General features: G+C 67.9%; 27 protein-coding genes and 1 pseudogene. 10 read left to right on the top strand and 18 right to left on the bottom strand.

Going from position 1 to position 26,946, the window contains the following annotated elements; all coding sequences use genetic code 11:
* Nucleotides 1-85: 85 nt before the first annotated feature.
* Both AB0B45_RS14885 and AB0B45_RS14880 read left to right on the top strand, forming a co-directional pair.
* Nucleotides 86-1,186, top strand: coding sequence for a serine hydrolase domain-containing protein (locus tag AB0B45_RS14885; RefSeq protein WP_358130247.1), 1,101 nt, complete (start codon nucleotides 86-88; stop codon nucleotides 1,184-1,186).
* 114 nt (nucleotides 1,187-1,300) lie between these two features.
* On the top strand, nucleotides 1,301-2,605 hold the full coding sequence (locus tag AB0B45_RS14880; RefSeq protein WP_358130244.1) for a serine hydrolase domain-containing protein: 1,305 nt from the start codon (nucleotides 1,301-1,303) through the stop codon (nucleotides 2,603-2,605).
* Nucleotides 2,606-2,808: 203 nt separating this feature from the next.
* Here AB0B45_RS14880 and AB0B45_RS14875 read toward each other — a convergent pair whose 3' ends face one another.
* Nucleotides 2,809-3,363 (bottom strand): dihydrofolate reductase family protein, encoded by a 555-nt coding sequence (locus AB0B45_RS14875; RefSeq protein WP_358130241.1) that lies wholly within the window; start codon nucleotides 3,361-3,363, stop codon nucleotides 2,809-2,811.
* Nucleotides 3,364-3,481: 118 nt separating this feature from the next.
* Here AB0B45_RS14875 and AB0B45_RS14870 point away from each other — a divergent pair, with 118 nt between their 5' ends.
* Nucleotides 3,482-4,462: a LysR substrate-binding domain-containing protein gene (locus AB0B45_RS14870; protein ID WP_358130238.1), complete on the top strand. Its 981-nt coding sequence runs from the start codon at nucleotides 3,482-3,484 to the stop codon at nucleotides 4,460-4,462.
* Nucleotides 4,463-5,025: 563 nt separating this feature from the next.
* On the opposite strand, the gene AB0B45_RS14865 is transcribed toward AB0B45_RS14870, so the two are convergent.
* Both AB0B45_RS14865 and AB0B45_RS14860 read right to left on the bottom strand, forming a co-directional pair.
* A complete protein-coding gene (locus AB0B45_RS14865) occupies nucleotides 5,026-5,304 on the bottom strand; it encodes an SDR family oxidoreductase (protein WP_358130236.1) in 279 nt (92 codons plus the stop codon).
* A 159-nt stretch (nucleotides 5,305-5,463) separates the two neighbouring features.
* The gene (locus AB0B45_RS14860; protein ID WP_358130233.1) at nucleotides 5,464-5,766 is read right to left on the bottom strand and encodes a transposase; all 303 of its coding nucleotides are present in this window, start codon (nucleotides 5,764-5,766) and stop codon (nucleotides 5,464-5,466) included.
* 157 nt (nucleotides 5,767-5,923) lie between these two features.
* Between AB0B45_RS14860 and AB0B45_RS14855 the strand changes: the two genes are divergently transcribed.
* On the top strand, nucleotides 5,924-6,676 hold the full coding sequence (locus AB0B45_RS14855) for a class I SAM-dependent methyltransferase (protein ID WP_358130230.1): 753 nt from the start codon (nucleotides 5,924-5,926) through the stop codon (nucleotides 6,674-6,676).
* A gap of 341 nt (nucleotides 6,677-7,017) precedes the next feature.
* Nucleotides 7,018-8,184 (top strand): recombinase family protein, encoded by a 1,167-nt coding sequence (locus tag AB0B45_RS14850; RefSeq protein ID WP_358130227.1) that lies wholly within the window; start codon nucleotides 7,018-7,020, stop codon nucleotides 8,182-8,184.
* Nucleotides 8,185-8,468: 284 nt separating this feature from the next.
* On the opposite strand, the gene AB0B45_RS14845 is transcribed toward AB0B45_RS14850, so the two are convergent.
* From AB0B45_RS14845 to AB0B45_RS14815, 7 genes are all read right to left on the bottom strand, one after another.
* Nucleotides 8,469-8,690, bottom strand: a complete 222-nt coding sequence (locus tag AB0B45_RS14845) for a hypothetical protein (protein ID WP_358130224.1) — start codon at nucleotides 8,688-8,690, stop codon at nucleotides 8,469-8,471.
* Between the two features lie 126 nt (nucleotides 8,691-8,816).
* Complete coding sequence (locus AB0B45_RS14840) at nucleotides 8,817-9,476, bottom strand: M15 family metallopeptidase (protein ID WP_358130222.1); 660 nt, start codon at nucleotides 9,474-9,476, stop codon at nucleotides 8,817-8,819.
* Nucleotides 9,473-10,495, bottom strand: a complete 1,023-nt coding sequence (locus AB0B45_RS14835; RefSeq protein ID WP_358130220.1) for a D-alanine--D-alanine ligase — start codon at nucleotides 10,493-10,495, stop codon at nucleotides 9,473-9,475. Before AB0B45_RS14835 ends, AB0B45_RS14840 begins: the two co-directional genes overlap by 4 nt.
* Entirely contained in the window at nucleotides 10,495-10,890 is a 396-nt protein-coding gene (locus AB0B45_RS14830) for a hypothetical protein (protein ID WP_358130217.1), read from the bottom strand. The genes AB0B45_RS14835 and AB0B45_RS14830 overlap by 1 nt, the downstream gene beginning before the upstream one ends.
* Nucleotides 10,891-11,196: 306 nt before the next feature.
* Complete coding sequence (locus AB0B45_RS14825) at nucleotides 11,197-11,406, bottom strand: hypothetical protein (RefSeq protein ID WP_358130215.1); 210 nt, start codon at nucleotides 11,404-11,406, stop codon at nucleotides 11,197-11,199.
* Between the two features lie 210 nt (nucleotides 11,407-11,616).
* Nucleotides 11,617-12,075, bottom strand: coding sequence for an integrase core domain-containing protein (locus AB0B45_RS14820; protein WP_358130213.1), 459 nt, complete (start codon nucleotides 12,073-12,075; stop codon nucleotides 11,617-11,619).
* 98 nt (nucleotides 12,076-12,173) lie between these two features.
* Nucleotides 12,174-16,064, bottom strand: coding sequence for a helix-turn-helix domain-containing protein (locus AB0B45_RS14815; protein WP_358130210.1), 3,891 nt, complete (start codon nucleotides 16,062-16,064; stop codon nucleotides 12,174-12,176).
* Between the two features lie 265 nt (nucleotides 16,065-16,329).
* Here AB0B45_RS14815 and AB0B45_RS14810 point away from each other — a divergent pair, with 265 nt between their 5' ends.
* The 4 genes and pseudogenes from AB0B45_RS14810 to AB0B45_RS14795 all read left to right on the top strand — a co-directional run.
* Complete coding sequence (locus AB0B45_RS14810) at nucleotides 16,330-16,803, top strand: hypothetical protein (protein ID WP_358130207.1); 474 nt, start codon at nucleotides 16,330-16,332, stop codon at nucleotides 16,801-16,803.
* A 38-nt stretch (nucleotides 16,804-16,841) separates the two neighbouring features.
* On the top strand, nucleotides 16,842-17,225 hold the full coding sequence (locus tag AB0B45_RS14805) for a hypothetical protein (protein ID WP_358130204.1): 384 nt from the start codon (nucleotides 16,842-16,844) through the stop codon (nucleotides 17,223-17,225).
* A 44-nt stretch (nucleotides 17,226-17,269) separates the two neighbouring features.
* Complete coding sequence (locus tag AB0B45_RS14800; protein WP_358130203.1) at nucleotides 17,270-17,626, top strand: hypothetical protein; 357 nt, start codon at nucleotides 17,270-17,272, stop codon at nucleotides 17,624-17,626.
* A gap of 132 nt (nucleotides 17,627-17,758) precedes the next feature.
* Nucleotides 17,759-17,980 (top strand): annotated as a pseudogene (locus tag AB0B45_RS14795) (transposase); the annotation flags it as partial.
* Nucleotides 17,981-18,089: 109 nt separating this feature from the next.
* On the opposite strand, the gene AB0B45_RS14790 reads toward AB0B45_RS14795, so the two are convergent.
* The 8 genes from AB0B45_RS14790 to AB0B45_RS14755 form a co-directional block, all read right to left on the bottom strand.
* Nucleotides 18,090-18,380, bottom strand: a complete 291-nt coding sequence (locus AB0B45_RS14790) for a hypothetical protein (protein ID WP_358130200.1) — start codon at nucleotides 18,378-18,380, stop codon at nucleotides 18,090-18,092.
* Between the two features lie 5 nt (nucleotides 18,381-18,385).
* Entirely contained in the window at nucleotides 18,386-18,697 is a 312-nt protein-coding gene (locus AB0B45_RS14785) for a hypothetical protein (protein ID WP_358130197.1), read from the bottom strand.
* Between the two features lie 173 nt (nucleotides 18,698-18,870).
* Entirely contained in the window at nucleotides 18,871-19,020 is a 150-nt protein-coding gene (locus tag AB0B45_RS14780) for a hypothetical protein (RefSeq protein WP_358130194.1), read from the bottom strand.
* A gap of 102 nt (nucleotides 19,021-19,122) precedes the next feature.
* A complete protein-coding gene (locus AB0B45_RS14775; RefSeq protein WP_358130192.1) occupies nucleotides 19,123-20,160 on the bottom strand; it encodes an ATP-binding cassette domain-containing protein in 1,038 nt (345 codons plus the stop codon).
* A gap of 217 nt (nucleotides 20,161-20,377) precedes the next feature.
* Nucleotides 20,378-21,793 (bottom strand): aspartate ammonia-lyase, encoded by a 1,416-nt coding sequence (locus tag AB0B45_RS14770; RefSeq protein ID WP_358130190.1) that lies wholly within the window; start codon nucleotides 21,791-21,793, stop codon nucleotides 20,378-20,380.
* Between the two features lie 16 nt (nucleotides 21,794-21,809).
* Entirely contained in the window at nucleotides 21,810-22,757 is a 948-nt protein-coding gene (locus AB0B45_RS14765; RefSeq protein WP_358130187.1) for an asparaginase, read from the bottom strand.
* Between the two features lie 95 nt (nucleotides 22,758-22,852).
* Nucleotides 22,853-24,316, bottom strand: a complete 1,464-nt coding sequence (locus AB0B45_RS14760) for an amino acid permease (RefSeq protein ID WP_358130184.1) — start codon at nucleotides 24,314-24,316, stop codon at nucleotides 22,853-22,855.
* Nucleotides 24,313-25,014 carry a FadR/GntR family transcriptional regulator gene (locus AB0B45_RS14755; protein ID WP_358130181.1) on the bottom strand — a complete coding sequence of 234 codons (702 nt, stop codon included), beginning with the start codon at nucleotides 25,012-25,014 and terminating at the stop codon, nucleotides 24,313-24,315. The genes AB0B45_RS14760 and AB0B45_RS14755 overlap by 4 nt, the downstream gene beginning before the upstream one ends.
* A gap of 814 nt (nucleotides 25,015-25,828) precedes the next feature.
* On the opposite strand from AB0B45_RS14755, the gene AB0B45_RS14750 reads away from it, so the two are divergent.
* Nucleotides 25,829-26,740 carry a glutaminase gene (locus AB0B45_RS14750; protein ID WP_358130178.1) on the top strand — a complete coding sequence of 304 codons (912 nt, stop codon included), beginning with the start codon at nucleotides 25,829-25,831 and terminating at the stop codon, nucleotides 26,738-26,740.
* The last annotated feature ends 206 nt before the right edge of the window (nucleotides 26,741-26,946 follow it).

Below are 26,946 nucleotides of genomic sequence, written 5' to 3'. Positions count from 1 at the left end.
AGATCACCGCCGCCCTCGACGCCGCCTGACGGCACGCCGCCATCCGCCCGTTCAACCGAAGTAACAGATTCGAAGGAGCACCACCATGACCACCACCGACCAGGCTCGCCCGGAACTGCAGAAGGCCATCCAGGAGTTCGTCGATTCCGGTCTGGCCGCCGGGGTGCAGCTGCGCGTGAACGACGAGCAGGGCGAGTGGGCCGGCAGCGCCGGAGTACGCGAGCTGGGCCAGAGCGCCAAGCCGGCGACGAACGGACTGTTCCGGATCGGCAGCACCACCAAGACCTTCACCGCGACCCTGGTGCTGCAACTGGTGGCCGAGGGCACGATCGAGCTGGACGCCCCGGTGGACGACCACCTGCCCGAGTTCGGGCTGGACCGGCGGATCACCGCGCGGATGCTGCTGCAGCACACCAGCGGACTGTTCAACTTCACCGGCGAGTACTACCCCGACGGGACGTTCGCGCCGGGGATCCCCGGACTGGGCAAGGAGTGGGTGGCCGACAACCGGTTCCACACCTACCAGCCGGAAGAACTGGTCCGGCTGGCGCTGTCCAAGCCGGCGCGGTTCGAGCCGGGGACCGGCTGGAGCTACTCCAACACCAACTACGTGCTGGCCAGAGTCCTGGTCGAGAAGGTCACCGGCCGCGCGTACGCCGAAGAGATGCGGGCGCGGATCCTGCGCCCGCTCGGCCTGTCGGGCACGGTGATGCCGGACGCCTCGCCGGAGATCCCCGAGCCGCACGCCCACGGCTACTACCGCTACCAGGACGCCGAGGAGTGGAAGACGGTCGACACCACCCGCTTCAACCCCTCCTGGATCTCCGCCGCCGGTGACATGATCTCGACCACCGAGGACCTCCACACGTTCTTCTCCGCGCTGAACTCCGGCAGGCTCCTGCCGGAGTCGCTGCTGGCCGAGATGCGCAAGCCCGACCCCACGATCGGCTACGGCCTGGGGGTGTTCGTGGAGGACACCGAGGGTGGCGGCACCCTCCTCCATCACAACGGCGGCTTCTGGGGCTGGGCGGCGCTGATGTACAGCACGCCCGACGGCAGCAGGACCCTGACCGCCTCGGTGACCACCGGGGAAGCCGAGCTCGACATGGTCGCCATGTCCGAGGCGTTCGAGAAGGTGAAGCAGAAGCTCGTCAAGGCGGTGTTCCGCGACGAGCAGACCGGCTGACGAGGCCGAGCCGGCTCATTAGACGACAAGGCTGAGCACCCCAGACCCGTGCGATCAACCCCGAGCTGCTCGGCGAGCCTTTTGCCCGAGCGCGACACCAGAGACCAAGGAACCATGAAGATCCCATCCCCCTCAGCGATCACGGCGACCGGGCAGCGCATCCACGGCGTGCGCCAGCCGCCGGTGCTCGGCAAGGTCTTCCGCCGAGTGACGGTCACGGCGCTGGCGGCCGCGCTGCTGGCCGGGGCGGCCACACCCGCGGTAGCCGCAGCGGACAGCAGCGCCGTGCCGGCGGCCGCCGCCGGTCAGGACCGCCCGGAGCTGCAGGAAGCCACCCAGGCATTCGTCGACGCCGGTTTCGCAGGGGTGCAGGTACGCGTGCACGACGAGAGAGGCGAGTGGACCGGCAGCGCCGGGGTGCGCAAGCTGGGCCAGAGCGTGAAGCCGCCGACGAACGGGCGGTTCTGGACGGGCAGCGTCATCAAGCCCTTTACCGCGACCCTGGTGCTGCAACTGGTGGCCGAGGGCAAGATCGGGCTGGACGCCCCGGTGGCCGGCTACCTGCCCCGGCTCGGCCTGGACGAGCGGATCACCGTGCGGATGCTGCTGCAGCACACCAGCGGGGTGTTCAACTACACCGGCGAGTACTACGAGGACGGGACGGTCGTGCCGGGCATCCCCGCCACCGGCAACGCGTGGCTGGCCAACCGGTTCAAGTCCTACCGGCCGCAGGAGCTGGCACGGGTGGCGTTGTCCAAGCCGCCGCGGTTCGAGCCGGGCACGGACCAGAACTACTCCAACACCAACTACACCCTGGCCCTGCTGCTGATCGAGAAGGTCACCGGCCGCTCCTACGCCGAGGAACTGAAGCGGCGGATCCTGCGCCCCCTCAGGATGCGGGACACCGTGGTGGCGGGCAACCGGACGCAGCTCCCCGGCCCGCACGCCCACGGCTACTACCGCTACCAGGACGCCGCCGGCCGGAAGAAGACGGTCGACATCTCCCGCCAGAACCTGTCGCTGCTGGCCGGCGCCGGAGACCTGATCTCGACCACCCAGGACCTCCACACGTTCATCTCCGCGCTGAACGGCGGCAAGCTCCTGCCGCCCGAGCTGCTGGCCGAGATGCGCAAGCCGCACCCGAAGATGGGCTACGGCCTTGGGCTGTTCGTGCAGGACCTGGGCCCGAACTGCGGCACCGTCTACCAGCACAACGGCGCTCCCCCGCACGGCTACGGCGCGCTGATGTACAGCTCACCCGACGGCAAGAAGACCCTGACCGCTTCGGTGAACTACGTGGACGACGCGGCAAGGTCTCGGGCAGGGAAGTTCCCGGAGCCGTTGAACAAGCTCGTCAAGCAGGTGTTCTGCGACGGGAAGGCCGGATCGGCTGACAAGGCGGCCAAGCCGGCTCGGTAGACAGAGCTGAGCACCTCGGAGCCGTACGCCCTGAGGGTGGACTCCTTGCGGTCGTGCAATGGCAGAGCGCGAACCGGGCCACGCCGAGCTCGCTGAGTTCGGCGTGGCCCCACCACCGGCCAGGTCCTTCGTGTACGGCGCGCATAGGGCGGGCCACGGAGCGAATACGTGGGTGAGAGAAGGAGGACAGAGTGGAACCAGCCCTAGATGAGCCGCTGACTGGCCGCCGGGCGGTACTCCAGGACGATGGCGCCAGAGCCGAAGGTGGAGGTGGCGGCGAGCGTCCAGGTCGTGCTGTCGACGCCGTCAGGGAACAGGCGCTTGCCTGGGCCCACCACGACGGAATGGCGGAGCAGCTTGAGCTCGTCGACGAGATCGTGCTTGATCAGGTAGTTGACCAGATCGGCGCTGCCGTACACCAGGAGGTCCCGGCCGGGCTCGCGCTTGAGCTTGCTGACGTGTTCCGCGACGTCACCCTTGATCACGACCGCGTTCCAGCCGGCTCTCCGCAGGGTCGTGGACGCCACGTACTTGGGGATGGAGTCCATCCGGGCGGCGAAATCGCTCTCGTGCGCCATCGCCGGCCACACCTTGGACAGGCTGTCGAAGGTCCTGCGGCCCAGCAGCAGCGCGCGGCTGGCGAACAGGTGGCCGTTGTGGAACCTGGCGTGCTCGTCGTTCCAGAACGGCCCGGCCCACGAGGGTTCCTCCACGACGCCGTCCATGGAGACGACGATGACCACGACAACCTTGCTCATCGTTGTTCTCCGTTTCCTGCCGCGGGACCGTCCTGTTCAGCGTGCAGTACGGCGAAAGATCGAACAACGAGCCAAAGCGAAACGATCGTTTACTGGGGCTCAACGACCTGGAGGCCTCGTGCTTGAACGACTTGAGCTGGAAGCGTTCCTGGTCCTGGCCGAGGAGCTCCATTTCGGGCGCACCGCCGAGCGGCTGCATGTGACCACCGGCCGGATCAGCCAGACCATCAAGAAACTGGAGCGCCAGGTTGGGGCGCCGCTGTTTGAACGCACCAGCCGCGCGGTGCGGCTCACCGAGTTGGGGCAGCGGCTACGCGACGATCTGCGCCCCGCCTACGAACAGATCGGGGCCGGGCTCGAACAGGCCATCATCGCCGCCCGCGGCATCACGGGCACGCTGAAGGTCGGCTTCTCCGCTCTGTGGTCCGGCGACCTCGTCGTCACAGCCGCCGACCTCTTCCGCGTCCGCTACCCCGACTGCGAGGTCCACATCCGAGAGGTGCAACTTGGCGATCCCCTCGGGCCGCTGCGCGCCGGCGAACTCGACCTCCAGCTCACCGAGTTCCCCATCGACGAGCCGGACATCACCGCCGGTCCCGTCATCTTCTCCGAGCCCCGCGCCCTCATGGTCCCCGACGGGCATCCCCTCGCCCGGCGAGAGACCGTCTCCCTCGAGGACCTCGCCGGCGTCATCCTCCTGCCGATGATCGGCAACATCCCTGACTACTGGCTGGACCACCACTACCCGCATCAAACCCCCGCGGGCCGTCCCATCCCGCACGGCCCGCCCATCACCCACTGGCAGGAGGTGCTCTCCCACGTCAACGTCGGCAAAGGCGTCTCCGTCGTGGCCGCGCGCGGCGCCCGCTACTACGCCAGGCCCGGCGTCACCTTCGTGCCCTTCAGCGACGCGCCACCCATCGAGTACGGCCTCCTGTGGCGCAAGGTCGGCGAGAACACCCGGATCCGCGCGTTCATCCAGGTCATCCGCGAGATCCGCCGAAGCACGCCCGGAGAAGACGAGGCCAGAATGCACAAGAGCCGGATGGCAGGCCGAAAGCCGCCACGCCCGGACGGGGGCCGCAGACCGACTTCCTGACGGACGGCCTGAGCGGGCGGAACCCTGCAATAGCACGTACAGCGAACAACCGGCTACCTCACTCGGATGTCGACCTCTGCGCACGAGCACACCTGGCGATCCAAGGAGGGGCCACGAGAAAGGGAATTCATGACGAGCTCAGACCTGATCGATCTGTCAGGCCCGTGGGGGCGCGTGCTGAGCGGAACCCGGCTGCATCATCCTCAGGCGATGCAGTCGATGGCTGTGGACCCGGTCACGCGTGATGTCTTCATCGTGCAACTACGCGACGACGGCGCCGACGGCCGGAAACCTGTGCGTGAACCGCGCCGGAGCCGGGCGCCTACAACTGCGCACCGTCCGTCGACCCGATCCACGGCTGAGTCACCATCAGGTACCGGACTGGCTCAGCCGCGGGGTGGCCCCGTCCGGGTCGAGTGTGGCGAATTCGGGGCTCGCGCCTGAGGCGACGTCCCGTCCGAGGCCTTGGCCCAGAAGTGGGCGAGTATCTCGGCGTCGGCGGCGTCGACGCTCAGGCCGTACACGGTGTTGCACATGAGGGTATCCCCTTGGGGCAGGCGGGTTCAGACGGCGGTGCGGCCGCCGTCGACGGCGACGGTCGCGCCGGTGACGTAGCTGGCCTTCGACGAGGCGAGGAATCCGACGACCTCGGCGATCTCGGCGGGCTCGGCCGCGCGCTTAATCGCGGTGGTCTCGGCGAGCGCGTCGAACAGGTCGCGGGCCTCGGGCCGGGTGTAGACCGGGCCTGGGGCAACGGTGTTGAAGCGGACGCCCCGGCTGCCGTACTCGGCCGTCCAGCCTCGCGTCAGTGACGCCGGCGCGGCCTTGGTCGCGCCGTACACGGATACGAATACGTCAGCGGAAAGTACCTATTGCCAAGAAACGAAGATTCGGTATCAGAACTATTATGCAAGCTACGGTTACTATAGCCAACTCTATTATGCAACCGGGAATGTAATCTATCGCGGGATAGCAGAACAGGAGTATAAGCTGTACGTTCACTATTGGATGTTGTATCGCTCCTTCTGCTGATTCGACGACGTACAGAGGCTGAAAGGCTCGGCCGCTGCGGCCGACAGACCGATGAAGACGGGCTTGCCCTCGGTGGTGATGCCCCAGGCGGCCAGCACCGGCTCGGCGCGCCGCCCATCGTGCATCTTGAAGTGGGAGGCGTCCAGGAACAGGTAGTCCAGCTCGATGCCGGTCAGGTCGCGGCGGCTCCATGCGTCGTACTCGGCGACGATGGCCTGGCAAATCGTCGAGACCGTCGACTTGGCCCGCCCGTAGCTTCCAGCAAAAACCAACGATTAGCTTTAGATCTTGGTGTGGCGGGTCATCACCGCGGCGAAGCGGAGGTTGGCGCGGATGACGGTAAAGCTGTTGTCGCGGCTGTGGCGCACACGCTTGAATCAGCAGGCCACCACGGCCAACTGCGGATGAGTCGGAAGGAGGAGGCGCTTCATGAGTGAAGCGTTCTACTCGCACGCGAGGCTGTACGACCTCATGTTCCCGGGCGGCGGGCCCGCAGTCGACTTCTACCGGGCCGACGCCAATCGGCAAGGCGGGCGCGTATTGGAACTCGGGTGCGGCACCGGGCACAAGCTGATCCCCATCGCGTCCGACGGGCATCCGTGCGTCGGCGTGGACTTCTCGTCAGACATGCTGGCTGAGGCTCAGCGTAAGGCGAACGAGCGCGGTGTGGCGGTGGAATGGGTGCAGGGCGACATGCGGGCCTTCGATCTGGGCCGCACATTCGACTTCGTGTTCATCACAGCCAATTCCCTACTGCATCTGCATGAGGCTGAGGATCTGGTCAGCTGCTTCCGGTCGGTTCGACGACACCTGGCGCTTGGAGCACGGTTTGTCTTCGATGTGTTCAACCCGAGCGTGCGCCTCCTTGCCGAAGCCGATGGCGTGCGGCGCACCCGGGAGTCGTTGTCGTTCATGGATCCTGACCGTGGCAACGTTAGCGTCGATGTCGCTGAGATCTACGATGCGCCCGCGCAAGTCACACGCGGGACGTGGCACCTCTCGACTGACTCCGAGCCCGACTTCGTCGTCGCACCACTCGAAATCAGGAGCATCTTCCCGCAGGAGCTGCCGCTGCTCGTCTCGCTCGGCGGCCTTCGGCTCGTCGAGCGCTTCGGCGACTGGTCCGGTCGGCCATTTGCCGTGGATACGCCGCTTCAACTCTGCATCTGCGAGTCCGCGTGACTGAAGGCGAGAGCACAGTCTCGGTCAAGCAAAACTCGCCCTGGCGAACGACACGCATCCCGCACCGTCGACAGGCACTTCTACAGCCCGCGTCGTACCGGGGGTGCCGGTAACGAAGCTGCCACCGTGGCCGGAGTAGCTGTGTGTAGTCGTCTCGGGGCTTGGGGTCAGCGTTCGGGGAGTCCCGGGTTCGGCCAGCCGCTTTGATCTTGTCGATAAATCGTTCGGTTTCTGGACAAGATCAATTCGGAGGGCTCTGCCCGGTCAGCGCCGTCTGGAAACTCCGTCCGAAAACCCGGCGTGTCCAACAACACCGACACCCTCCGGACACCATCGCGGGCATGGGACTCGCCCCCGCCGGCTCGCCGGCCGATCTCCTCGCCCCCGTGCCGCTGTCCGGTGTCCTCGTCGGCTACGGCCGGGTGTCCACGCGAGAGCAGAACTTGTCCCGGCAGCAGGCGGCGTTGTCGGCGGCGGGGTGCGCGAAGTCGTTCTTCGACAAGGCGACGGGGAAGAACACCGACCGGCCGGAGCTCGCGCGGATGCTCGACTACGTGCGGCCGGCTGACGGCCTCGTGGTCGTCAGCCTCGACCGACTCGGCCGATCGCTGGAAGACTTGATCCGGATCGTCGGGCAGCTCAAAGCCCAGGGCGTCGGGTTCCACTCGCTGCACGAGCGTCTGGACACCACGACCCCGGGCGGGATGTTCATCTTCCATGTGTTCGCAGCGTTGGCGGAGTTCATCCGCACGATCATCGTGAACAACACGAACGAGGGCCTGGCCGCGGCGCGTACGGCCGGGCACCGGATCGGTCGGCTGCCGGCGTTCGGGGCGGAGAAGATCGCCTACGCGCTCCAGCTCCTCGGGGTCCCGGTAGTAATGGCGAAGGATCCAACGGATATGCCCCTGACCGCGCTCATGAAGAGGCCTCGAGCTGGTGGGGCCAGACCTGAGCCTGCCGATCAATGCAGGCAAGAGGCATATCTGCTGGATTTTCGGCCGAAGCTACGGGGACTGGCAGGAGCCGCCCGACCCCATCCAACACCGGATAGCTCGCGGCTCCTGCTCGCGTCTCCGGAACAGGTCATGGCCCTACACCGACGGGACTTTGATGCTGTGGCCATACTCGACGTGGAAAGACTCCCCTGGTCCGTAGCCACCAAGATTCGTGAGGTCACAGGTACCCGTCAGATATTCGGCGACCTGCACTTGGGTGTGGTTTTCGGCGCGTGCTCCCCCCTGGATCCAGACGGGGTAGCAGCCATGCGGGTCGTTGATGCCCACTCCGCCGATTATCAGAGTGCCAGGGACGGCCCACACCGGGGCGAGCGGCGACAAGGCCATCAGGGCAGCAGCGGCTACGGCCGCAGGCACGGTGCGCATGCGCATCATCGGTTCTCCCTCCACTGTGAACGATGCGGCTTGTGCCACACGCGACAACCTTCCAGCCATCGCAACGCGTCAGCCACTTACTGCTACGGCAGCGTGGTGTTTACCCCGTTATGACGGCGCCAGCCCAGGCCCACAGGAACCAACCCGCACCGAGGTTACGGAGGCCGCCGCGACGTATGCGGCCGTGATCGGCATACTCGCCCGCCGAGCCAAGCATTCGGGGGGATTCGTGGCCAAGTAGGAGGTCGGCCGGAGTACGCCAGAAGGACACCATGGGTCGGGGTGATGTACCGGATAAGGGACCGTTATCGCGTACATCGCCGACGTCACATTGCCGTTGACCAGCAGCGGCGTGAAGACGACAGCCGCGCGACTCGGGCACGTTAGCCGGTACATGCTCAGACCAGACCGCAGCGTGTCCATCGGCAGACGTGGAGCAGCCCCGCGAGGAGGAACCGATCTTCCCGAGTGAACGCGGGCTTGTTCACCTGCCGTTGCAGCACGGTCAGCTGATGCCGGAGCACCAAGATCTCGATGTCCTTGGCGCGATCGCTTGCCAAGAGCAGCCGCAGGAGCGAGAAGGTGGTCGTCACCATGAGATAGGCCAAGGGCAGCAACACGACCGATCATCCTGCCGATTATCTGGCGCAGCGCTCGAGGCGCTCGCCCGAAAGGACGGATCATCCACCATGCCTCTAACCTGCACGGATGAATACGGCACTGGCAGGGTCGACGCTCGTAGGCGTTCAAGGGCGCTGGCCGCGCTGGCCGATCTCGCCGTAAAAGGCTTCCGGCTCCTTGTAGTGCGCCGCCCAGATCTGGTTGCCGAAATCGAAATGCCACCACTCGTCGGCATCACAGCGGAAGCCGGCACCGATCATGGCGTCCCGCAGTCTCCGCCGGTTGTCCCTGACCAGGGAATCCCCAGAGCGTTCTTCGAAGTAGAGCGCCGCCGACTCGGGCCCGAAGTGATCGAAGGCCGTCCCCATGTCGAGCTCGTGGCCGGCCCGGTCCAGCAGTGTCAGATCCACCGCCCCGCCGGTGGCATGGGGAGGGATGCGTCGCGGATCTCCTGGCTCGGTGACGAAGATCTCCGCCTCCTTCCTCAGTTCGGCCTCTTCCTTCTCCGGGTGCGCGGCTCGAAGGTCCGCGAGGTAGTGCAGGTAGATGTTGCTCTGCACGGACCGTGGCCGGTAACCGTCCCAGATTCTGAAGGTCAGCGGAGCCAGGTCGCGCTGAATGCCGACCAGCATCTCGGCGACCGTATGACGCACGTACATCGCACTGGTCGGTGACAGGCCCCGGCGGAAATAGGAGGGGCACAGATCGAAGGGGTAGGAACGGAGATCCGTCAAGGGATCTCCGTTCTCCCTGATGGCGATGTGCTCGAAATCGACGGCCGTCATCCGCCCAACGCCGATCGGCAGATGCGTTCGCAGAGCTCGGGAAACGAGACCCCCGACGCCTGTGCCGACTGAGGGAAGAGGCTGGTCGCGGTCAGGCCGGGCAACGTGTTCACCTCCAGGCACCAGAGGCGTCCCTCCCCGTCCTGGCGGAAGTCCACGCGGCTGTAGGAGCTCGCCTTGAGGATCTCGTGTGCCCGGCCCGCGAGATCCTCCAGATCGGCCGTCAATTCCTTGGGGACGTCGGCCGGGAAGATCTCGAGCGCGACACCGGCCTGGTATTTGGCCTCGTAGTCGAAGATCTCCTTGTCGCGTAGCTTGATCTCTCCCACTGCCAGCGGCTGTCCATCGAGGACACCGACGACGAATTCTCGTCCGGGCACGAAGCGCTCGACGAGCACATCGGCGTCGTGCATCCGGGCGGTCCTGACGGCGTCGTGCAGGTCCTGCGGCTTCTTCACCAGGGTCAGGCCGATCGTGGACCCCTGTGCGTTCGGTTTGACGATCAGCGGGCTGTCGGGGGTGATCTCGAAGGGGATGCCGTCGGGATCGTCGTCCGGCTCCAGCAGTACCCAGTCGGGGGTGGGTATGGCCCCTGCGCGGAAGAGCCGCTTGCTCAGATCCTTGTCCATGGCCATGGCGCTGGCGAGGTGGCCGCTGCCGGTGTAGCGCAGCCCCGCCGCGTCCAGGATCGCCTGGATGACACCGTTCTCCCCCGCTCCCCCGTGCAGGGCGAGGAAGACGACGTCCGCGCCCAGCAGTTCCTCCACCAGCCGGGGCGCCATGCCAACGACGGACCGTAGGGCCAGGTCGGGCGGCGCGTATCCCACTGTCGCCGTCAGCACGCGCTCCTCCTCGGCGGAGCTGAGCCGGCCCTTGACGGTGTCGAAGACTTCCACGCTGTGGCCGCGCCCGCGCAGGGCCGGGATGACCTCGGCCGCGGAGGCGATCGAGACGTCACGCTCGGCGCTCGCTCCACCGAGGAGCAGCGCCACCCGCAGAGGCTTGGAAGGCAGGTCCATCAGATCATCTGCCTTTCGAAGGCTTCCACGATTCGGTGGATGTCGCCGTACAGCGGCATCGCGTCCTCCATGAGGAGGACCTCTGTCCGAACAGGTGTCGCGGTGGACCGGCAGGTCGCCATGTACGCGTGGATCGGCTCGATGAGGTCGCCGGGAACGAGTTCGGGGTTGCCCACCACCGCCGTCTTTCCGGCGTTGCGTAGATAGAGAGCGGAGATGATGTCCTCGTCGCCGGGTGTCAGACCCGGATCCACGATGGCGAGGTGAACGCCGTCGGCCAGCGCGCCCTTCCGCTGAATCACCTGCGCCGCCGTGACGACCTCGACAACGCGAAAGGGCGTTTCTCGTACCGAAGGAATTCCGCTCACCAGAACGACAGGAACGGAAAACGTCATGCTGTGACCCGGCGCATGCCCATCAGGCCCTCCGGTGCCACAACAGCGGCCCACCGCTTGGTCACGGTCTTCATCTCCCCCTGGTCGTACAGGCGCGGCGCAGTGCCGGGCCCGAGCGCGTGTAGTTGGAGCCGGCCGCTGGACGGGAAGGCGACCGTACAATGCGGGGTTCGTACGGTTACCAGGGGAAGAGCCGCTAATGATCGTTTTGTCACACGGAGGACCATACTTCGCCGAGCGAAGTATGGTCAAGCGAATGACATCGATCCACACTGACTGCGGATGCCGAAAACTCATCCGTCCAGGTCAAGCAGCATGTCGGTACTCCCTGAGGACACCACCGAGTCGATCATGTCGGCGGACGTCGAGCCGAGCAATCTGAGCCCGGTCGGCGCCCGGGTCAGGGAGCGGTCGGCGTGGGGCGGCCTGCCGGAGGGTTCGGTGCGGCCGGTGGTGGTTGTAGAACGTCTCGAACTCGCGCAGGACATGTAAGAGGTGGCGCTGGTTCCAGATCAACGTGCGGTCCAGCAGTTCGTGCCGGCCGGCGGAAGTGCTCCGCTCTGCCGATGATGGCCGGTATGCGACCGCAGACAAAGAAAGAGCCCCTGATCAACGAAAAAGGCTGATCAGGGGCTGTCTTGGTGTAGGCGGTGGCGTGCGGTCAGCGGCGGGCGACTGTGGTTGGTCGGGCTGAATACGCGCTAGAGATTCCGGACTGGTTCCGGATCACTTGTCGTCTCTGCGCCTGCCGAAAACGCCATCCATGCAGTTCAAGCGGCATGCGAGTACTCGTGGAGGACTCCGCCGAGCCGGTCGCGTCGACGGGGTCTGGATGCCAGCGTCGGACAGGATCTCGTCCATGAGGGCCGGGAACTTCCCGTCCCGGTCTCGCGGCCGGTGCCCGTTGTAGTGGTTCAGGCACTCGCGGAGCACCAGGGCCAGATGGCGTTCACTGAGGATCAGGATCCGGTCCAGGAGCTCGCAGCGCAGGGTGCCGATGACCCGCTCGCAGATAGCGTTCATCCTCCGCGTCTGCGGCACGGTGGCAGAACCCGCCGGCCGGTGGCCCTGGTGGCGGCGTTCCGGTGCGGTCAGAATCGAAGGCATGGTGTGAGCGGGCAGGTCCGCGATCGAGATCGCTGCAGCAGTACGCCAGGGGGAGGCAGCGGCAGTCGCGGTGGCCATGTGACCGGGGTGCCGCCTCGCTGTGTGACACCCCTTGCCTGCCGCCACAGCCCTTCACCCTGCCGGCGTCATCCGGTCCCTGTTTTGCCAAGCCATCCTCAGGGCTGAGGTGACGGACACACTTGGAGGTACCGGAGGCCGGGCGCGTACTGGGCCCACTCCGCGCGACTCAGCCCCGGCGTCGATGCGGGCCGCGAACGGCTGGCGATGGCACAGAGCGTCCTGGCGGGGTCGCCGGGGAGTGCCACGTCCCACAACTGCACCGTGCCGTCCTCGCCGGCGCTGGCCAGCACGCGGCTGTCCGGCCTGAACGCAACCGCACGAACGGCGCCGACGTGCCCGTTCAGGGGTACGCCGATAGGGCGTCTGGTGGCCACGTCCCACAACTGGATCGTCTCGTCGAACCCGGCGCTAGCGAGGAACCGCCCGTCGGGGCTGAACTCAACGTCGGTCACCTCGTCCAGGTGCCCGGTCAGGGGCCCGCCTGCCGGGCGCCTGGTGGCTACGTCCCACAGGCGAACCGTCCTGTCGCGCCCGGTGCTGGCAAGCAATCGCCCGTCAGGGCTGTATTCGACGTCGTTGACGTCGTCGGAGTGCCCGGCGAGGGGCGGGCCAGTGGGTCGGCGGCTAGCGACGTCGTAGAGCAGGATCTCGTGCCGGGCGCCGAGTCCCGGTTGGGGTGCCTCGCGGTTGCTGACGACGGCTAGCGTCCGCCCGTCGGGGCTGAATTCGAGGTCCGCCATGCCTTCGGTGTGGTCGAGAAGGGGTGGGCCTGTCGGGCGGCGGCTGGCGAGGTCCCAGATGAGAACGTTGTCGTCGGTGCTGCGGGTGGTAACGCCGGTGATGGTGCCGGTGTCTCCGGTGGCGAGCAGCTTTCCGTCCGGGCTGATCGCCACTTGTGTCGCCGTGAACGCCTCTTTGAAGGGGGCCTCGCCGAGGGGTGGCTCCTGGTGGTGGGTAAGGGTCTCCCACAGCAGCACTGCGCCGTCGCCGTCGGCGCTGATCAGCGTGCGGCCGTCGGGAGCGAACTCGAGCTCGTCGAGGCTCCCGGTGTGGCCGGCGAGGGGAGCTCCGATGGGGTGCAGGGTGCGGGAGTCCCACAGTCGAACGGTCGCGGTCTCCCCGCTGGCCGTGCCGGCCAGGAGCTGCCCGTCCGGACTGAACGCGACGGCCTCCGCCGAGCCGGCCTGGCGCAGGGGCGTGCCGATGGGGCGGTAGGTGACCATGTCCCACAGCCGGACCGTGGAGTCGTCGCTGCTGGTGCTGGCTAGCGTCCGCCCGTCGCTGCCGAACTGGATGTCGGTGATCCAGCCGGTGTGGCCGGTGAGCGCGGCACCGGCTGGGCGGCGGGTGGCGATGTCCCAGGCCAGCAGGACGCCGCCGCCTTCGCGACCTCCGGCGGCGACCGTGCGGCCGTCAGGGCTGAAGGCTACCGCGCGGATCCGGTGGCCGGGCCGTCCGACCAGGGGCCGGCCGGTGAGCTGCCCGGTGGCCACGTCCCACAGGCGCACCATGGTGTCGTCGGCCGCGGTGGCGAGGGTGCGCCCGTCGGGGCTGAAGGCCATGCCGTACACGCCGTGGGAGTGCGTGGCGAGCGGGTGCTCGCGCGGCTGTTTCGCCTGGACGTCCCAGAGCAGGACGGTGCCGTGCTCGTCGGCGCTGGCGAGGGTCCGTCCATCGGGGCTGTATTGCAGCGTGGTGACGGCACCCCGGTGGCCCGTTCGCACGCCGAGGGGGCGGGCGGTCTGGATGTCCCACAGCCGGACCACGCCGCTCTCCTCGCCGGTGGCCAGCGTCCGGCCGCCTGGGCCGAACCTGATGGCTGTCACGGGCCCGGTGCGCAGGGCGAACGTGCCGCGGGGGTAACCGCTCGGCACGTCCCACAGCCGCACGGTGCCAGCGTTGTCGGCGCTGGCCAGGAGACGGTCGCCGGGGGCGAACGCCACTGCCATGACGCTGCCCGTGTGCCCGGTCAGCGGCTGGCTGGCCTGGCTGCGCGTTGTCAGGTTCCACAACCGCACGGTGCCGTCCAGGCCGCCGCTGGCCAGGACGGGGCCGCCCTGGCTGAACGCTACGCCGGACACCCCGCCAACGTGCCCGGTGAGGACCTCACGGGCCGGGTGGGCGAGGGCGCTCAGCATGCTCCTGCGCGCGTCGGCGGTGGGCGCGATCCGGTAGGCCGCGACTGCCAGCAGCTGCGCCGTTGTGGAGTCGGTGGCGAGCAGGCTCTCGCTCTGTGTGGCGAGGTGCCTGGACAGGCTCTGGGCCGCCTGCTCGTCGGCTGAGCGGAGTGTGCCGACGGCTAGCAGCGCGGCGGCGAGCGTGACGGCCAGGAGCGCGGACCCGCCGGCCACGAGTCGGCGGCGGCGGCTGGCACGCCGGTTGAGCGCCGCCCTCTCCTCGGCCTCCGCTTCGGCGCCGGCGTCAAGGAAGCGCTGTTCCGCGGCGGTGAGCATGGCGGCGTTGGCCGCCGCCCACTGCCGCGCGGTACGCAGGCGGCTCCCGCGGTACAGCAGGGACGGATCCAGGCCGTCGTGTTCCCAGCTGTGGGCGGCGCTCGCCAACTGTCGACGGGTGCGGAGGCCCGCGCGGTCGGCGTCGATCCAGTCACGCAGCCGCGGCCAGGCCCACAGCAGCGCCTCGTGGGCGAGCCGTACGGAGTCGGAGCCCACGATCAGCAGCCGGGCCCTGGCGAAGGCTTCGATCACCTCGGTGGTGGCCGGGGTGGGGAAGTGGGCCTCGGGGAGCTGCCTCACGTCCACGGGGCGGCGGGTCTCGGTGCCGTCGTCGCTCACGCACACCAGGTGGGACAGCAGCCGGCGGGCAAGGTCCTGGTGGCCGGGGCCCAACGTAGCGTAGACGCGTTCCGCGGTGCGGGCGACGGCTCCGGCGATCCCGCCGACTGCGCGGTAGCCCGCCACCGTGAGCACGTTCCCCCGGCGTTGCTTCCACGTGGACAGCAGAGCGTGCGAGAGCAGCGGCAGGGCCCCCGGCTCGTGAGCGCGGCCGAGCTGTGGCGCGGGGCCAGGTTCTCGCGGTGGCGCGCCCATGTCGCGAAGCAGCAGCTCGATGAGTCCTGGCTCCAGGGTCAGGCCGCTCTCACGGGCTGGGCCAGTGATGACCTCGGCCAGCTCGTCCGGCGTCATGGGTCCCAGCGGGACATGGCCGTCGTGCAGCGCCTCCACCAGCTCGGGGTGGGCCAGGCAGTGGCTGTAGAAGTCGGCGCGCAGCCCGAGCACGACCAGCGATGCCGTGTCCTCGTCTGCCTGGCCGGGCAGCGGGCGGGATGCCAGAGCGTGGACCCCGACCAGGAAGGCGCGCCGCTGGGCCTGGTCGGCGCAGAGCGTGAACGCCTCCTCGAGCTGGTCGACGATCAGTACCGCACGACCCTTTACGGCGGCTCCCACCTGCGCCGCGAACGCGCCGGGATCTCGCATGAGGGTGGCGGCCAGCCCGGCCGCGTCGCCGCCGAGTGCCGTGCCGAACCCGGCGGCCAGCGCTTCCACAGGAGCCTTCCCTGGCGTGATCAGGACAACCGGCCATCCGCGCGAGCCCGCGGCGGGCAGCGCCCCGCGCTGGACGGCGGGCACCAGTCCCGCGCGCAGTAGGGACGACTTGCCCGCGCCCGAGGGGGCGACGACGACCAGCGGCCCGCGGCGGGGCTCGGCCAGCCGAGCCACCAGCGCGCGCAGGGCGCGCTCACGACCGAAGAACCACCGGGCATCGTGCGGCTCGTAGGCGCTGAGCCCGCGGTAGGGGCAGGCGCCGGCTGACCGCTCTACGAGCCCGGCGAGCTCGCCGCCGGTCTCCAGCACCTGGTCGCACCGGTGTGCCACGCCTGGGGTGAGCGTCTTCTCTCCCGATTCGATGCGGCTGAGGTAGCCCTTGCTGTAGTGCGTCGCCCGGGACAGCTCGTTGAGCGAGAGCCCGCGCTCCGTCCGCAGCCGCCGCAGCCTAGCCCCGGCTTCCTGCGACCCTTCCAAGGACACAGACCCCCCGCTTTCACCGGTCACCAATGCGTTTCCCACGGTAAAGGGAAAGGGCGGAGATCGGCCACCGGAAATAGCGGCACAGAAAAGGCTCATTTATTGCGCTATTGGCCCTGGTTGCCATTTGCGTAGGTTTCCCGGTTGCCCGGAACGCGAGGCGGCGGGCAACCCCTTTTCCCAGGTCACCGTCCGGCGCGATGGTCGAGTCAGCACCACCCCACCACGTCAGGAGGTATCCATCGTGTTTTTGCCCATGGTCCCGGCCGTGGCCGCGCTGCTGTTTTCCGCACATGGCGCCGCGGCCACAGAAGAAACCGCGAACACCGCTCGGAACGGCCGTTTCTGCTCGGTGCTGGTCGGCGCCGCCGCACCCAGGGGCGTCTCACCGACCCTCGCGCAATCGTGCTCGGACCTCTCGCGCCAGGCGGCGGACGCCGGGCTCCGGCTCAAGGCACGCGCCCTTGGGCTGCGGCACCAGGAGGTGCCGATCATGTTCTGGTACACCGACCCGGAGTTCCACGGCGAATGGACGACCGTCTATGGCCAGCACGGTCACTGCGACGCCGCCGGCTACACGGTGCGGCCGAACACCTATTGGGCGACCAAGCTTTCCTCGGTGAAGGGAGCGGCCTACTGCGACCGGATTCGGGTCAACGACGGCCCCGTCTTCGACCTGCCCGCTCCCCGGATGCCCGGAGTCGACTTCGCCAACAAGATCCACGTCTGGGCCAGCCGTTGAGGCGCCCCCTCATCACCAGCACGAGAAGGAGAACACATATGTCCTGCACCGACACCCGCCGCCCGTCCGTCCGCAAGCCCCTGCGTGTCCTGGCGGCAGCCGCCGCGCTGGCCAGCCTGGCCACCGTGGCCACCTCCGTCGCCGTGGCCCCGGCCGAAGCCGCGCAGCGGCGCGACATCTGCGATGCCACGGTTCACCGGGAGTCCGGCCTCTTCGGCAAGTGGTACGTCGAGTCGCGCTGCTCTCAACCGACCACCGCCTACCACCAGGTGGTCGGCAAGTGCGCGTGGATCGGCATCCGCGAGCGGATCATGTACTACACCATCGAGGGGCCTTGGGTGTCGGGAACCGAAGTCTCCCGAGCCACCTGCGCCGGTGTCACGCACTGGATTGAGGGCCTGGACGTCCGGGTGCGCGGCTGATCGCGGCTCACACAGGCACACACACGAGAAAGGATCACCCCGATATGAAGCGCGTTCTCCTGGCCCCGCTCGCTTCGGCCGTCCTCGCCCTGGTCGCGCCAGCCGCGCCGGCCGCCACCGCCGCCTCGACCGTGGTTCACGTGGGCGAGTGGGTGAGCCCGCACCTCACCGTGCACGCCTCTCCAGGCTCCGTCGTTCACGAGCCGGGACGGATCCTCGGCAACATGCTGCCCAGCTGGGACGCCAGCGCCGAGTGCTACTTCGATCGTGGCGCCGCACTGAACCTGTGGGGGCGACACCACAAGGTCTGGGTGAAGATCAAGTGGGGCTGGACCGGTTACGCCTGGGTGTGGGCCGGAGGCCTGCGCTCCCACGCCGGCCTCCCGTTCTGCACCCCCTGACCACCCGTCCGGGGCGGCCTGCCAGGCCGCCCCGGACGGTGCCAGGAGATATTGGCTAGGTGCTCACGATGGCGGAGGAATGATCTTTGTTGTGCTCTGATCTCTCGCTGTAGCCGAGCGAGAGGAGCCCGGGTGGCGAAGCCGAAGCCGTGGGAGGTCAGCGACGAGCTGTGGGCGGTGATCGAGCCGTTGCTGCCCCAGCGTCGGCGGCGCTTCCGGCATCCGGGTCGTCAACGGCTCGATGACCGGCTGGCCTTGCAGGGCATCTTGTTCGTGCTGCACACCGGGATCGCTCGGGAGCACCTGCCGCAGCAGCTGGGCTGCGGCTCGGGGATGACGTGCTGGCGCCGCCTCGCCTCATTGCGTTAGCAGCTCTCAGCCCACCAGGCGGCGAACTTCGTCCAACCCGGCGGACGACTCGACGTAGCCGAGCTCCGAACGCAGCACCTCGAGGAGGTGATCCTCAGCCTTCTTCGCCACCCTCCGCTTCCTCCTCGTCGTCGGGGTTGTCGTCCTCGACCACCGACCCCGGCTCCTGCGGAAGCCACGACTGGTCAGGGCCGAACTCGGTCACATCGGCGCCCATGTACGGCGCGGGCGGCGTCGGATCTTCGTCGTCAGGGGTCACGACGACCTCCACGGTGGTCAGCCGTAGCCAGTCGGCCACGGTCATCTTCAGGTCCGCGCTGGTCACGCGGATGGGGAGCACGGCGGGCACGAGAAGCACGCCGTCCTCGACGGGAAACACGGTCAACTGGGTCAGCCTCGCGTCAGGCTGATCAGAGCGATCACGACACCGGCGATCGTCACCAGGACGCTGGCGACGGCGATGATCTGCTTGGTCCGGTCGGACAGCTGGGCGCGGGTGACGGCTTCTCGTTCGACCGCGTCCGCGCGCGTCTCCAACTGCTCGACCCGTTTGGCCAGCTCCGCGTGACGGCCGTCGACGTGGTCGAGCCGCTGCAAGATCAGCGCGTTCTGGCCGTTGACCCGCTCGAAGCCCAGCTCGACCAGGCCGCGCAGCTCGGCCAGCGCGAGCGTCACTGTTAGAGGCTGCTCCTGGCTCGTCACGGCAGCACCGTCTCACCATCGAGCGAGTAGGTGATCTCGTAGTTGTCGTACTTGCGGGTCACCACCGTGCGGCCCTCGCTCGCCAGGGCTGAGGCGAACTCAGCGGCCGACACCGGCTCCGTCCGATACTGGCCAGGTAGACCAGTCGGATGGTCCACGATCGCGTACAGCACTCACCGGGGCGGCTGACCAGACGGGACATCCCGCACGCACACGAACCACGTCCGATCCGACAGGTACTGCACCTGGCCGCCCGAGTAGTAGGCGCCTCGGCGGGCGTGGCCGTACAGGTAGAACAGCTTGGCCGCCTGGTCCACCTTCACCAGGTCCGGATGTGCTGGCCGCCCGTCGCTGTGAACACGCCCGCGTCCGCAGCGAGAAGGCGAACGCGCCCACACCCCACCTCAATGATCCTTTCCGGTCCGCTAGGGGCGTGTCTTCCTGGCGAACCCGCTGGCGAGCGCCACGTCCCTGATGTCTTTGAGCGCTACAGGGCCCGTGGGAGTCTCCACCTTCCAGAACTCCCACCCGTTACCTACCTGCCCGCCCAACACGAACTCCCCGGCGGTCGAGGGCGCGGCGAACGTCTCACCGGACGCGACCTCGATGCACCCGTCCTCCTTGACCGTGGCTGAGAACGTCTTGCCGCGGCGGCGGGCGGTCAGCGTCGCACCTGGCTGGATCAGGTCGGCCTTGATGAGGTCGCGTGTCTCGACGGGATAGCGGCGGATGCGCGTTCCCTGAGGCAGGACTGGGCCGGGCGCGGCCAGGGACGTCTTGCTCGCCAGGTTGGTCACCACGCCGGCGCTCAGGACGGTCATGCGAGAGGCTACCGGCAGTAGCCTCTCGGGGTCGCGCTCGACGAGGAGTACCGCGATGGAGTTCGGCAGGCCACGGATCACCCTGGCAAGACCGGCTCCCTCAGCGGCAGTGAGACCTGCCGTGAACGCGTCCAGCAGCAGCAGACGAGGACGGGCGGCCAATGCCATCGCCAGCGCCAGCCTGCGCTCCTCGCTCAAGGAGAGTGCGCTGGTCGGCTCCTCCGCTAGCGCGGCCAGATCCACCCGCTCCAGGCACGTGCCGGCCTCGGCTGCGATCTCTATGCGCGTGCGCGCGGGAAGCCAGCCGCTCGACCCTCCGCCGCGTCGCGTGCGCACCGCGAGCTCAACATTGTCACAGCAGGTCAGCCCCACGAACGGGCTGCTGTGCTGAAGGACTCTGACGATACCAAGCATGGTCCTGCGCGACTCCGGTAGCCCGGTGATGGCCTCACCGTCGAACTCCACGGTGCCGAGCGTCGGCGTGAGCGCGCCGGAGATCAACGCGAGCAGCGTCGACTTGCCGGAACCCGGAGGGCCGACGAGCGCGCGGCGTTCGCCTTCCTCGAGGGTGAGGCTGACCCGATCGACCACTTTATGCCCGCGGAACCGCATGGTGACATCACACAAATTGAGCAGGGACATGCTTCCTCCAGAGTCGTGGGGAACAGCAGTCGTGAGACAAATGGCGAGCCGCGCGCCGACCAGCGTCTTCCGTGACCTGGCCGCTGGGGTAGGAGGCCTACGGGGCTCGCCGAGGCCTGGCGGCACGTCGCCGCGCATATCCGCCCGGACCCCGACCCTTCGGCGGCCCAACTCACGGTCGCCACGGCGCTGTACACCGAGGAGACCAGGCCGGCCGCTACTCGGGCCCGCCCCTGACCCCTGCGCCGGCCACCTCCTCCGGGCGCAACAGCGCAGCCAGCCGGTCGGCCGGGAGGAGGCCCTTTTCCAGGACGAGTTCGGCGACGCCGCGGCCGGTGGAGTGTGCTTCCTTGGCGATGGCGGTGGCGGCGGTGTAGCCGATGTGCGGGTTGAGGGCGGTGACGAGCCCGATGGAGTTCTCCACCGCCGCGCGCAGAGTCTCGGTATTGGCGGTGATGCCGGACACGCAGCGTCCGGCGAGGGTGAGGCAGGCGACCCGCAGGTGGGTGATGCTCTTCGCGAGGGAGTGCAGGATGATCGGTTCGAAGGCGTTGAGCTGCAGCTGTCCTGCCTCGGCGGCCATGGTGATGGTGATGTCGTTACCGATGACCTCGAAGGCGACCTGGTTGACGACTTCGGGGATGACCGGGTTGACCTTGCCTGGCATGATGCTGGAACCTGCCTGGGCCGGAGGCAGGTTGATCTCCGCGAGGCCGGCGCGCGGGCCGGAGGAGAGCAGCCGCAGGTCGTTGCAGCTCTTGGAGAGCTTGACGGCGATGCGTTTGAGCACGCTCGACAGGTGGACGAAGGCCCCGCAGTCCTGGGTGGCCTCGACGAGGTTGGCGGCGGTCACCAGGGGGAGTCCGGTGATGGCGGCCAGGTGTCGGCGGGCGGCCTCGGCGTAGCCTGCAGGGGCGTTGAGGCCGGTGCCGATCGCCGTCGCCCCGAGATTGATCTCGTGCATGAGCAGGGCGGACTCGGCGAGCCGGCTCTGGTCCTCCTCCAGCATCACCGCGTACGCGGAGAACTCCTGGCCCAGGGTCATCGGCACCGCGTCCTGGAGCTGGGTGCGGCCCATCTTGAGTATGTCGCGGAACTTCTCGGCCTTGACGGCGAAGGCCTCGCGTAGGAAGGCCATCGCATCGAGCAGTTCGTGCACCATGACGATCGTGGCGACGTTGACGGCGGTCGGATAGACGTCATTGGTGGATTGGCTGAGGTTGACGTCCTCGTTCGGATGCAGGTGGTGATAGTCACCCCTGACGTAACCCAGGATCTCCAGCGCCCGGTTGGCGATCACCTCGTTGGCGTTCATGTTGGTCGAGGTGCCGGCGCCGCCCTGGATCACGTCGACAATGAACTGGTCATGCAGGCGGCCGTCTCGGATCTCCTGGCAGGCGGTGGCGATGGCCGAGGCCTTGTCAGTGGCGAGCAGACCGAGCCCTTCGTTGGCGCGAGCCGCGGCTTCCTTCACCGCGGCGAGCGCGTTGATCAGGTGCGGGTAAGCGGATATCGCCGTACCGGTGATCGGGAAGTTCTCCGCGGCGCGCAGAGTGTGCACGCCCCAGTACGCGCCGGTGGGCACGTCCCGGTAGCCGAGCAGGTCGTGTTCGCGGCGGTGGCCGGCAGTCATGGGCGCAGGTGCTCCTTCACGTGATAAAGGGAGATTTGGGGGCGAGCGCGCCGACGGCCCGTAGGCTTCCGACAGCGGAGCTACCGCCCATGACCGGCGTGCTGGCGAATCCGGCGAGGATCTCGGGGTCGACCCCGCACCGGGCGAGGGCCGCCGCGGCCACGGGCATCCGGGCGCGGTCGGCGCCATCGGCCACCTTCACGCCGACGGTCCGCCCATCCGGCAGGGCCGCGACCTGAACGCCTTCGAATCCGTCCTTGGCGAGCAGGCCCGGCACCGCGCGCATCAGCCGGGCGACGTCCCGCCCCGTGCCGGAGGCCATCTCCGGGTGCTCGCGCATGGCGTGCGCGACCCGGCCCTCGTGGGTGTAGGGCGCGGCCGTCGCCAACCGCGCTACGGCCCGGGTGAGCCCGAGCAGGGATACGGACAACAGTGGTGCGCCGCATCCATCGACCGCTACCCGGGCGACCCCCTGTCCGGTGAGATCCTCCACGGTCGCGGCGACCGCCCGCTGCAGCGGATGCTCAGGGTCGAGGTAATTCGTGAGTGGCCAGTTTCGGATCTGGGCCGTCATCAGCATGGCGGCGTGCTTGCCGGAGCAGTTCTGGACGAGCCGGGTGGGTCCGAGGCCGCGGCGGATCCACTCCTCGCGTACCGCTGGGTCGTAGGGCAAGTCGGGGACGTTGCGCAGGTCCGCCTCTGTCAGCCCGGCGGCGTGCAGGATGCGCCGGGCCGCGGTCAGATGCCGCTCCTGTCCCGAGTGGCTGGCCGCGGCCAGGGCAAGCAGTTCGCCGTCCAGCGGCAGGCCGGCGCGCAGCAGGCCGACCGCCTGGACGGGCTTGAGTGCCGAGCGGGGATAGAACGCGGCCTCGATATCGCCTGCCCGGAATTCCACACCGCCATCCGCGGCCAGCACCACGACCGAGCCGTGGTGGACGCTCTCGATCACGCCTTCGCGCACCACGTGGGCGAGCGGGACGTGGGCCGGTTCGCGAATGGTGGGCGGGCCTCCCAGAGGACGGCCCATGCTGCCGCCCGCCCTGGTGGTGTGACTCATGCTCAGTTTTCGTCCTCGGCGCGCTTGGATTCCGCGGCGTCTCGTACGACGCTGACCCGGCGGCGTACCAGGAACCAGCCGACGACGAGCGCCGCCGCGATAGCGGGGAGTGCCATGACCGTGATGCGTCCGGCTCCCTCGTCGGCCCACATCAGGACCAGCACGAAGGCCAGGAAGGCAAGCGTGACGATCTCGGACCAAGGCGAGCCGGGGAGGCGGTAGTGAGGGCGGACGATGTGGCCTGACCGGGACTTCCGCCAGAAGAGCAGATGACAGACCATGATCACGGACCAGGTGCTCAGGATGCCGATCGCCGCGAAGTTCAGCACGATCTCGAACGCCTTGCTCGGCACGACGTAGTTGAGGCCCACGCCCAGCACGCAGATGGAGCAGGTGAGCAGGATGCCGCCGTACGGCACCTGGCTTCGGCTCATCACGCCGGCGAACTTCGGCGCGGAACCCGACATCGCCATGGAGCGCAGGATGCGCCCGGTGGAGTAGAGCCCAGAGTTGAGGCTGGACAGCGCGGCGGTGAGGACGACGAGGTTCATCACGTCGCCCGCCGCGGGCACTCCGATGTTGGACAGTACGGTCACGAACGGGCTCTCATCGGCCGAGTAGGCGCTCCAGGGCAGCAGCATCGCCAGCAGTACCACCGAGCCGACGTAGAACAGGGCCACGCGCCACATGATGGAGTTGATGGCCTTCGGCACGACCTTCTCCGGCTGGCTGGTCTCGCCCGCCGTGACACCGACCAACTCGACCGAGGCGTAGGCGAAGACGACGCCCTGGATCACCAGCAGCATCGGGAGCGCCCCGTTGGGGAAGATGCCACCGTAGTCCGCGATCAATGATGGCCCTGGAGTGTGGCCTTCGATCGACTGGCCGGCGACCAGCAGGAAGATGCCGATCAGCATGAAGCCGACCAGTGCGCCGACCTTGATGATGGCGAACCAGAATTCCAGCTCACCGAAGATCTTCACGGAGATGAGGTTCACGGTCAGCACGACCGCGAGCGCGATCAGGGCGATCACCCACTGCGGAACATCGGTGAACATGCCCCAGTAGTGCGTGTAGGTCGCCACTGCCGTGATGTCGGCTATTCCGGTGGTCGCCCAGTTCAGGAAGTACATCCAGCCCGCGACGAACGCTCCCTTCTCTCCGAGAAACTCCCGGGCGTAGGAGACGAACGCCCCCGAGGACGGGCGGTGCAGGACAAGTTCGCCCAGGGCACGCACCACAAGGAAGGCGACGACCCCACAAACCGCGTAGGCCACGGCCAGGGACGGCCCGGCGTTGGCGAGCCGTCCGCCCGCGCCGAGAAACAGTCCGGTGCCGATGGCGCCGCCGATGGCGATCATGTTGATGTGGCGGGATTTCAAGGACTTGCTGTAGCCGGCGTCGCCGGCGTCGACATGCGCGGCGGCTTGCTGTTGTCCCTGTTCTGTCTGGAGGGGTTGGCTCACGTCTGGTTTCTGCCTTCCATGGGGGGATCCGTGCGGTGGGGCCGCACGATGGAGGTCAGGGTCGTCTCGACTCGTTCCAGATGGTCCTTCATCGCTTCCACGGCATCGTGCTCGGACTGGTCGATGAGGGCCTCGACGATCGCGCGATGCTCCCGGTTCGACTGCTCGCGCCGTCCGCCGAGTTCGTTGAGGAACGCCGACTGGCGGGCCAGTGCGTCGCGGATCTCCTCGATGACCCTCCGGAAGACCGGGTTCTGGGCAGCTTGGGCGATGGTGAGATGGAAGAGGGTGTCCATCGCCACCCACGCGGTGGTGTCGCTCTCCTGTTCCATCCGCTCCAGCAGGTGCGAGAGATGGTCGAGATCCTCGGGAGTCCGGCGCACGGCCGCGTAGCCGGCCACCGGGATCTCCACATGACGGCGCACCTCGAGGAGGTCGCTCGCGGAGTAGTCGCCGAAGGTCGGGTCCTCCACCGGGCCGTTGGAGACGACAAAGGTGCCCTTGCCGGTGCGAGAGACCGTGAGCCCCATCGTCTGAAGGGCGCGCAGGGCCTCACGGAGCACGGGCCTGCTCACCGCCAGGCGGCGGCAGAGCTCCGCCTCCGAGGGCAGCTTCTCCCCTATCGCATACTCACCTCGCTCGATAGCACCGCGTAGGTAGGTCAGCACCGCTTCCATCGCGCTGACCCGCCTGGGCATACCATCAGCTGTCTGCCTGTCTGACAGGTTCACCCGGGCATCCTCGAACGCGCGCGGCAGAGCTGTCAAGGGGTCCCGTAAGGTGTGCGGGCGCTGCTGTGGAAATTATTGGCGGAGTTGCCGGTAGTGCTCCAAAACTGAAACACAGTGCTTGACCTGCGACGACAGCTTGATACCAGCCCAGCCTTTGAGTATCTGATCAAATCAGGTTGAGCGCTCGCTCGGACGATAATGATCAGCACTGGGATAACTCCAGCTCCACGTAGGTGGACCAATTTTCAGCCGGATGGTCGGTGACCCCGAGGATGTGCACCCGCCGTGTGGAGATCTCCACCATGACCAGGCAACACAGGCGCTTGAGAAGCGTGGTGTCGCAGCGGAAGAAGTCACACGCCAAGATCCCTGATGCACCGCCCCGACCCTTCGGGTCAAGTCGACGTTCTGCTCGGCGGCCTCCGACAACCATCGCTCGACGCGGGAGATCGTCGCGGTCGTGGCGAAGGGCACCAGCGTCAAGCGCCCCACCGACCGGTAAACCAGAGACAACAACACCCCGCGATGGTGACACCCACCGCCCCGATCACGCAGCAAAATCCCAGCTCACAGCACGAAACCGTGTTTCCGAGCGGCACACCCTCGCAATCGCCGGCGCACACGGCGTTCGCAAGACCACCGGGCGCTGGCCGGGCGACGACCCGTCGGCTGGAGCGGCCGGGGCCACCAGCTGAGGCTCTGCTGCGGCGGCCAGTTCGCCCCGCAGCGATAGCGGGATTTGGCGGTCAGGTGGTTGGCAGGCTCAGGCCAGAATGGTCCAGTGAACTACGAGCGACTGCTGCACCGGATCGTGGCCGAGATCGCCCCCAGCATCGGCGCGGGACGGGTGGCCGACTATATTCCGGCCTTGGCCGAGGTTGATCCGGGCCTGTTCGGCATGGCGGTGGCCACCTCCGAGGGCGAGCTCTACGGAGTCGGTGACTGGCAGACCGCAATGTCCATCCAGAGCGTGTCGAAGGTGTTCAGCCTGACCTTGGTGCTGGAGCGGGAGGGGGAACGGATTTGGCGCCGGGTCGGCCGCGAGCCGTCCGGGGATCCGTTCAACTCCCTGCTCCAGCTTGAGCACGATCACGGGATTCCGCGCAATCCGTTCGTGAACGCCGGCGCCCTGGTGGTGACCGACCGGCTGCTCACCCTGACGGGGGATGCCAGAGGCGCGGTCCTGGGTTTCCTTCAAGCTGAGACCGCCAGCAAGTCTGTGGACTTCGCCCCGGCGGTGGCTGCCTCGGAGGCCGAGCACGGACACCGCAACGCCGCGCTGGCCCACTTGATCGCTGACTACGGCAACCTGGAGAACACGGTCGAGGCGGTGCTCGAGCACTACCAGTGGCAGTGCTCGATCATGATGACCTGTGCCGAGCTGGCGCAGGCCGGTTTGTTCCTGGTGCGGCACGGGGTGGCCAGTGATGGGTCTCGGTTGCTGTCCCGCAGCGACGCCAAGCGGCTGAATGCCGCCCTGCTGACCTGCGGCACCTACGACAGCGCGGGGGAGGTCGCCTACCGGGTCGGACTCCCGGCCAAGAGCGGGGTTGGCGGGGCGATCCTGGCCGTGGTGCCGAACCGGTGCGCGCTGGCGGTGTGGGGACCGGGCCTGGATGACAGCGGGAATTCGGTGGCCGGGATCGCCGCGCTGGACGCATTCACCACAAGCACCGGCTGGTCGGTGTTTTGACGCCCATCGCCGCTCGACCAGGGCTTGGCGAGCATCAACAGTGGCTGAAAGGGGAGGCGGAACCTGTCAAACCTGATGAGATACTTGTTGCTTGTAGTGGGTTCTCGGGCTGACAGGTCTCGAGTGGCGGGCGGGTAGCGTCGCCGACCCGTGGAACCGTTCGGGGTGGGCCAGGAACGCCGCGCGTGCAGGTTAGTGACCCTGCG

This window comes from Nonomuraea sp. NPDC049152 (assembly GCF_040648355.1).
Classification (GTDB): domain Bacteria; phylum Actinomycetota; class Actinomycetes; order Streptosporangiales; family Streptosporangiaceae; genus Nonomuraea.
Note: the sequence above shows the minus strand (reverse complement) of the source record. Positions and strands in the feature narration are given on the sequence as shown.

Excerpts from the sequence above, each read along its gene's own strand:
- AB0B45_RS14885 (WP_358130247.1), top strand. The coding sequence starts at position 86 with ATGACCACCACCGACCAGGCTCGCCCGGAACTGCAGAAGGCCATCCAG.
- AB0B45_RS14880 (WP_358130244.1), top strand. The coding sequence starts at position 1,301 with ATGAAGATCCCATCCCCCTCAGCGATCACGGCGACCGGGCAGCGCATC.
- AB0B45_RS14875 (WP_358130241.1), bottom strand. The coding sequence starts at position 3,363 with ATGAGCAAGGTTGTCGTGGTCATCGTCGTCTCCATGGACGGCGTCGTG.
- AB0B45_RS14855 (WP_358130230.1), top strand. The coding sequence starts at position 5,924 with ATGAGTGAAGCGTTCTACTCGCACGCGAGGCTGTACGACCTCATGTTC.
- AB0B45_RS14850 (WP_358130227.1), top strand. The coding sequence starts at position 7,018 with ATGGGACTCGCCCCCGCCGGCTCGCCGGCCGATCTCCTCGCCCCCGTG.
- AB0B45_RS14840 (WP_358130222.1), bottom strand. The coding sequence starts at position 9,476 with ATGACGGCCGTCGATTTCGAGCACATCGCCATCAGGGAGAACGGAGAT.
- AB0B45_RS14835 (WP_358130220.1), bottom strand. The coding sequence starts at position 10,495 with ATGGACCTGCCTTCCAAGCCTCTGCGGGTGGCGCTGCTCCTCGGTGGA.
- AB0B45_RS14830 (WP_358130217.1), bottom strand. The coding sequence starts at position 10,890 with ATGACGTTTTCCGTTCCTGTCGTTCTGGTGAGCGGAATTCCTTCGGTA.
- AB0B45_RS14820 (WP_358130213.1), bottom strand. The coding sequence starts at position 12,075 with ATGGCCACCGCGACTGCCGCTGCCTCCCCCTGGCGTACTGCTGCAGCG.
- AB0B45_RS14805 (WP_358130204.1), top strand. The coding sequence starts at position 16,842 with ATGTCCTGCACCGACACCCGCCGCCCGTCCGTCCGCAAGCCCCTGCGT.
- AB0B45_RS14800 (WP_358130203.1), top strand. The coding sequence starts at position 17,270 with ATGAAGCGCGTTCTCCTGGCCCCGCTCGCTTCGGCCGTCCTCGCCCTG.
- AB0B45_RS14775 (WP_358130192.1), bottom strand. The coding sequence starts at position 20,160 with ATGTCCCTGCTCAATTTGTGTGATGTCACCATGCGGTTCCGCGGGCAT.
- AB0B45_RS14770 (WP_358130190.1), bottom strand. The coding sequence starts at position 21,793 with ATGACTGCCGGCCACCGCCGCGAACACGACCTGCTCGGCTACCGGGAC.
- AB0B45_RS14755 (WP_358130181.1), bottom strand. The coding sequence starts at position 25,014 with ATGCCCAGGCGGGTCAGCGCGATGGAAGCGGTGCTGACCTACCTACGC.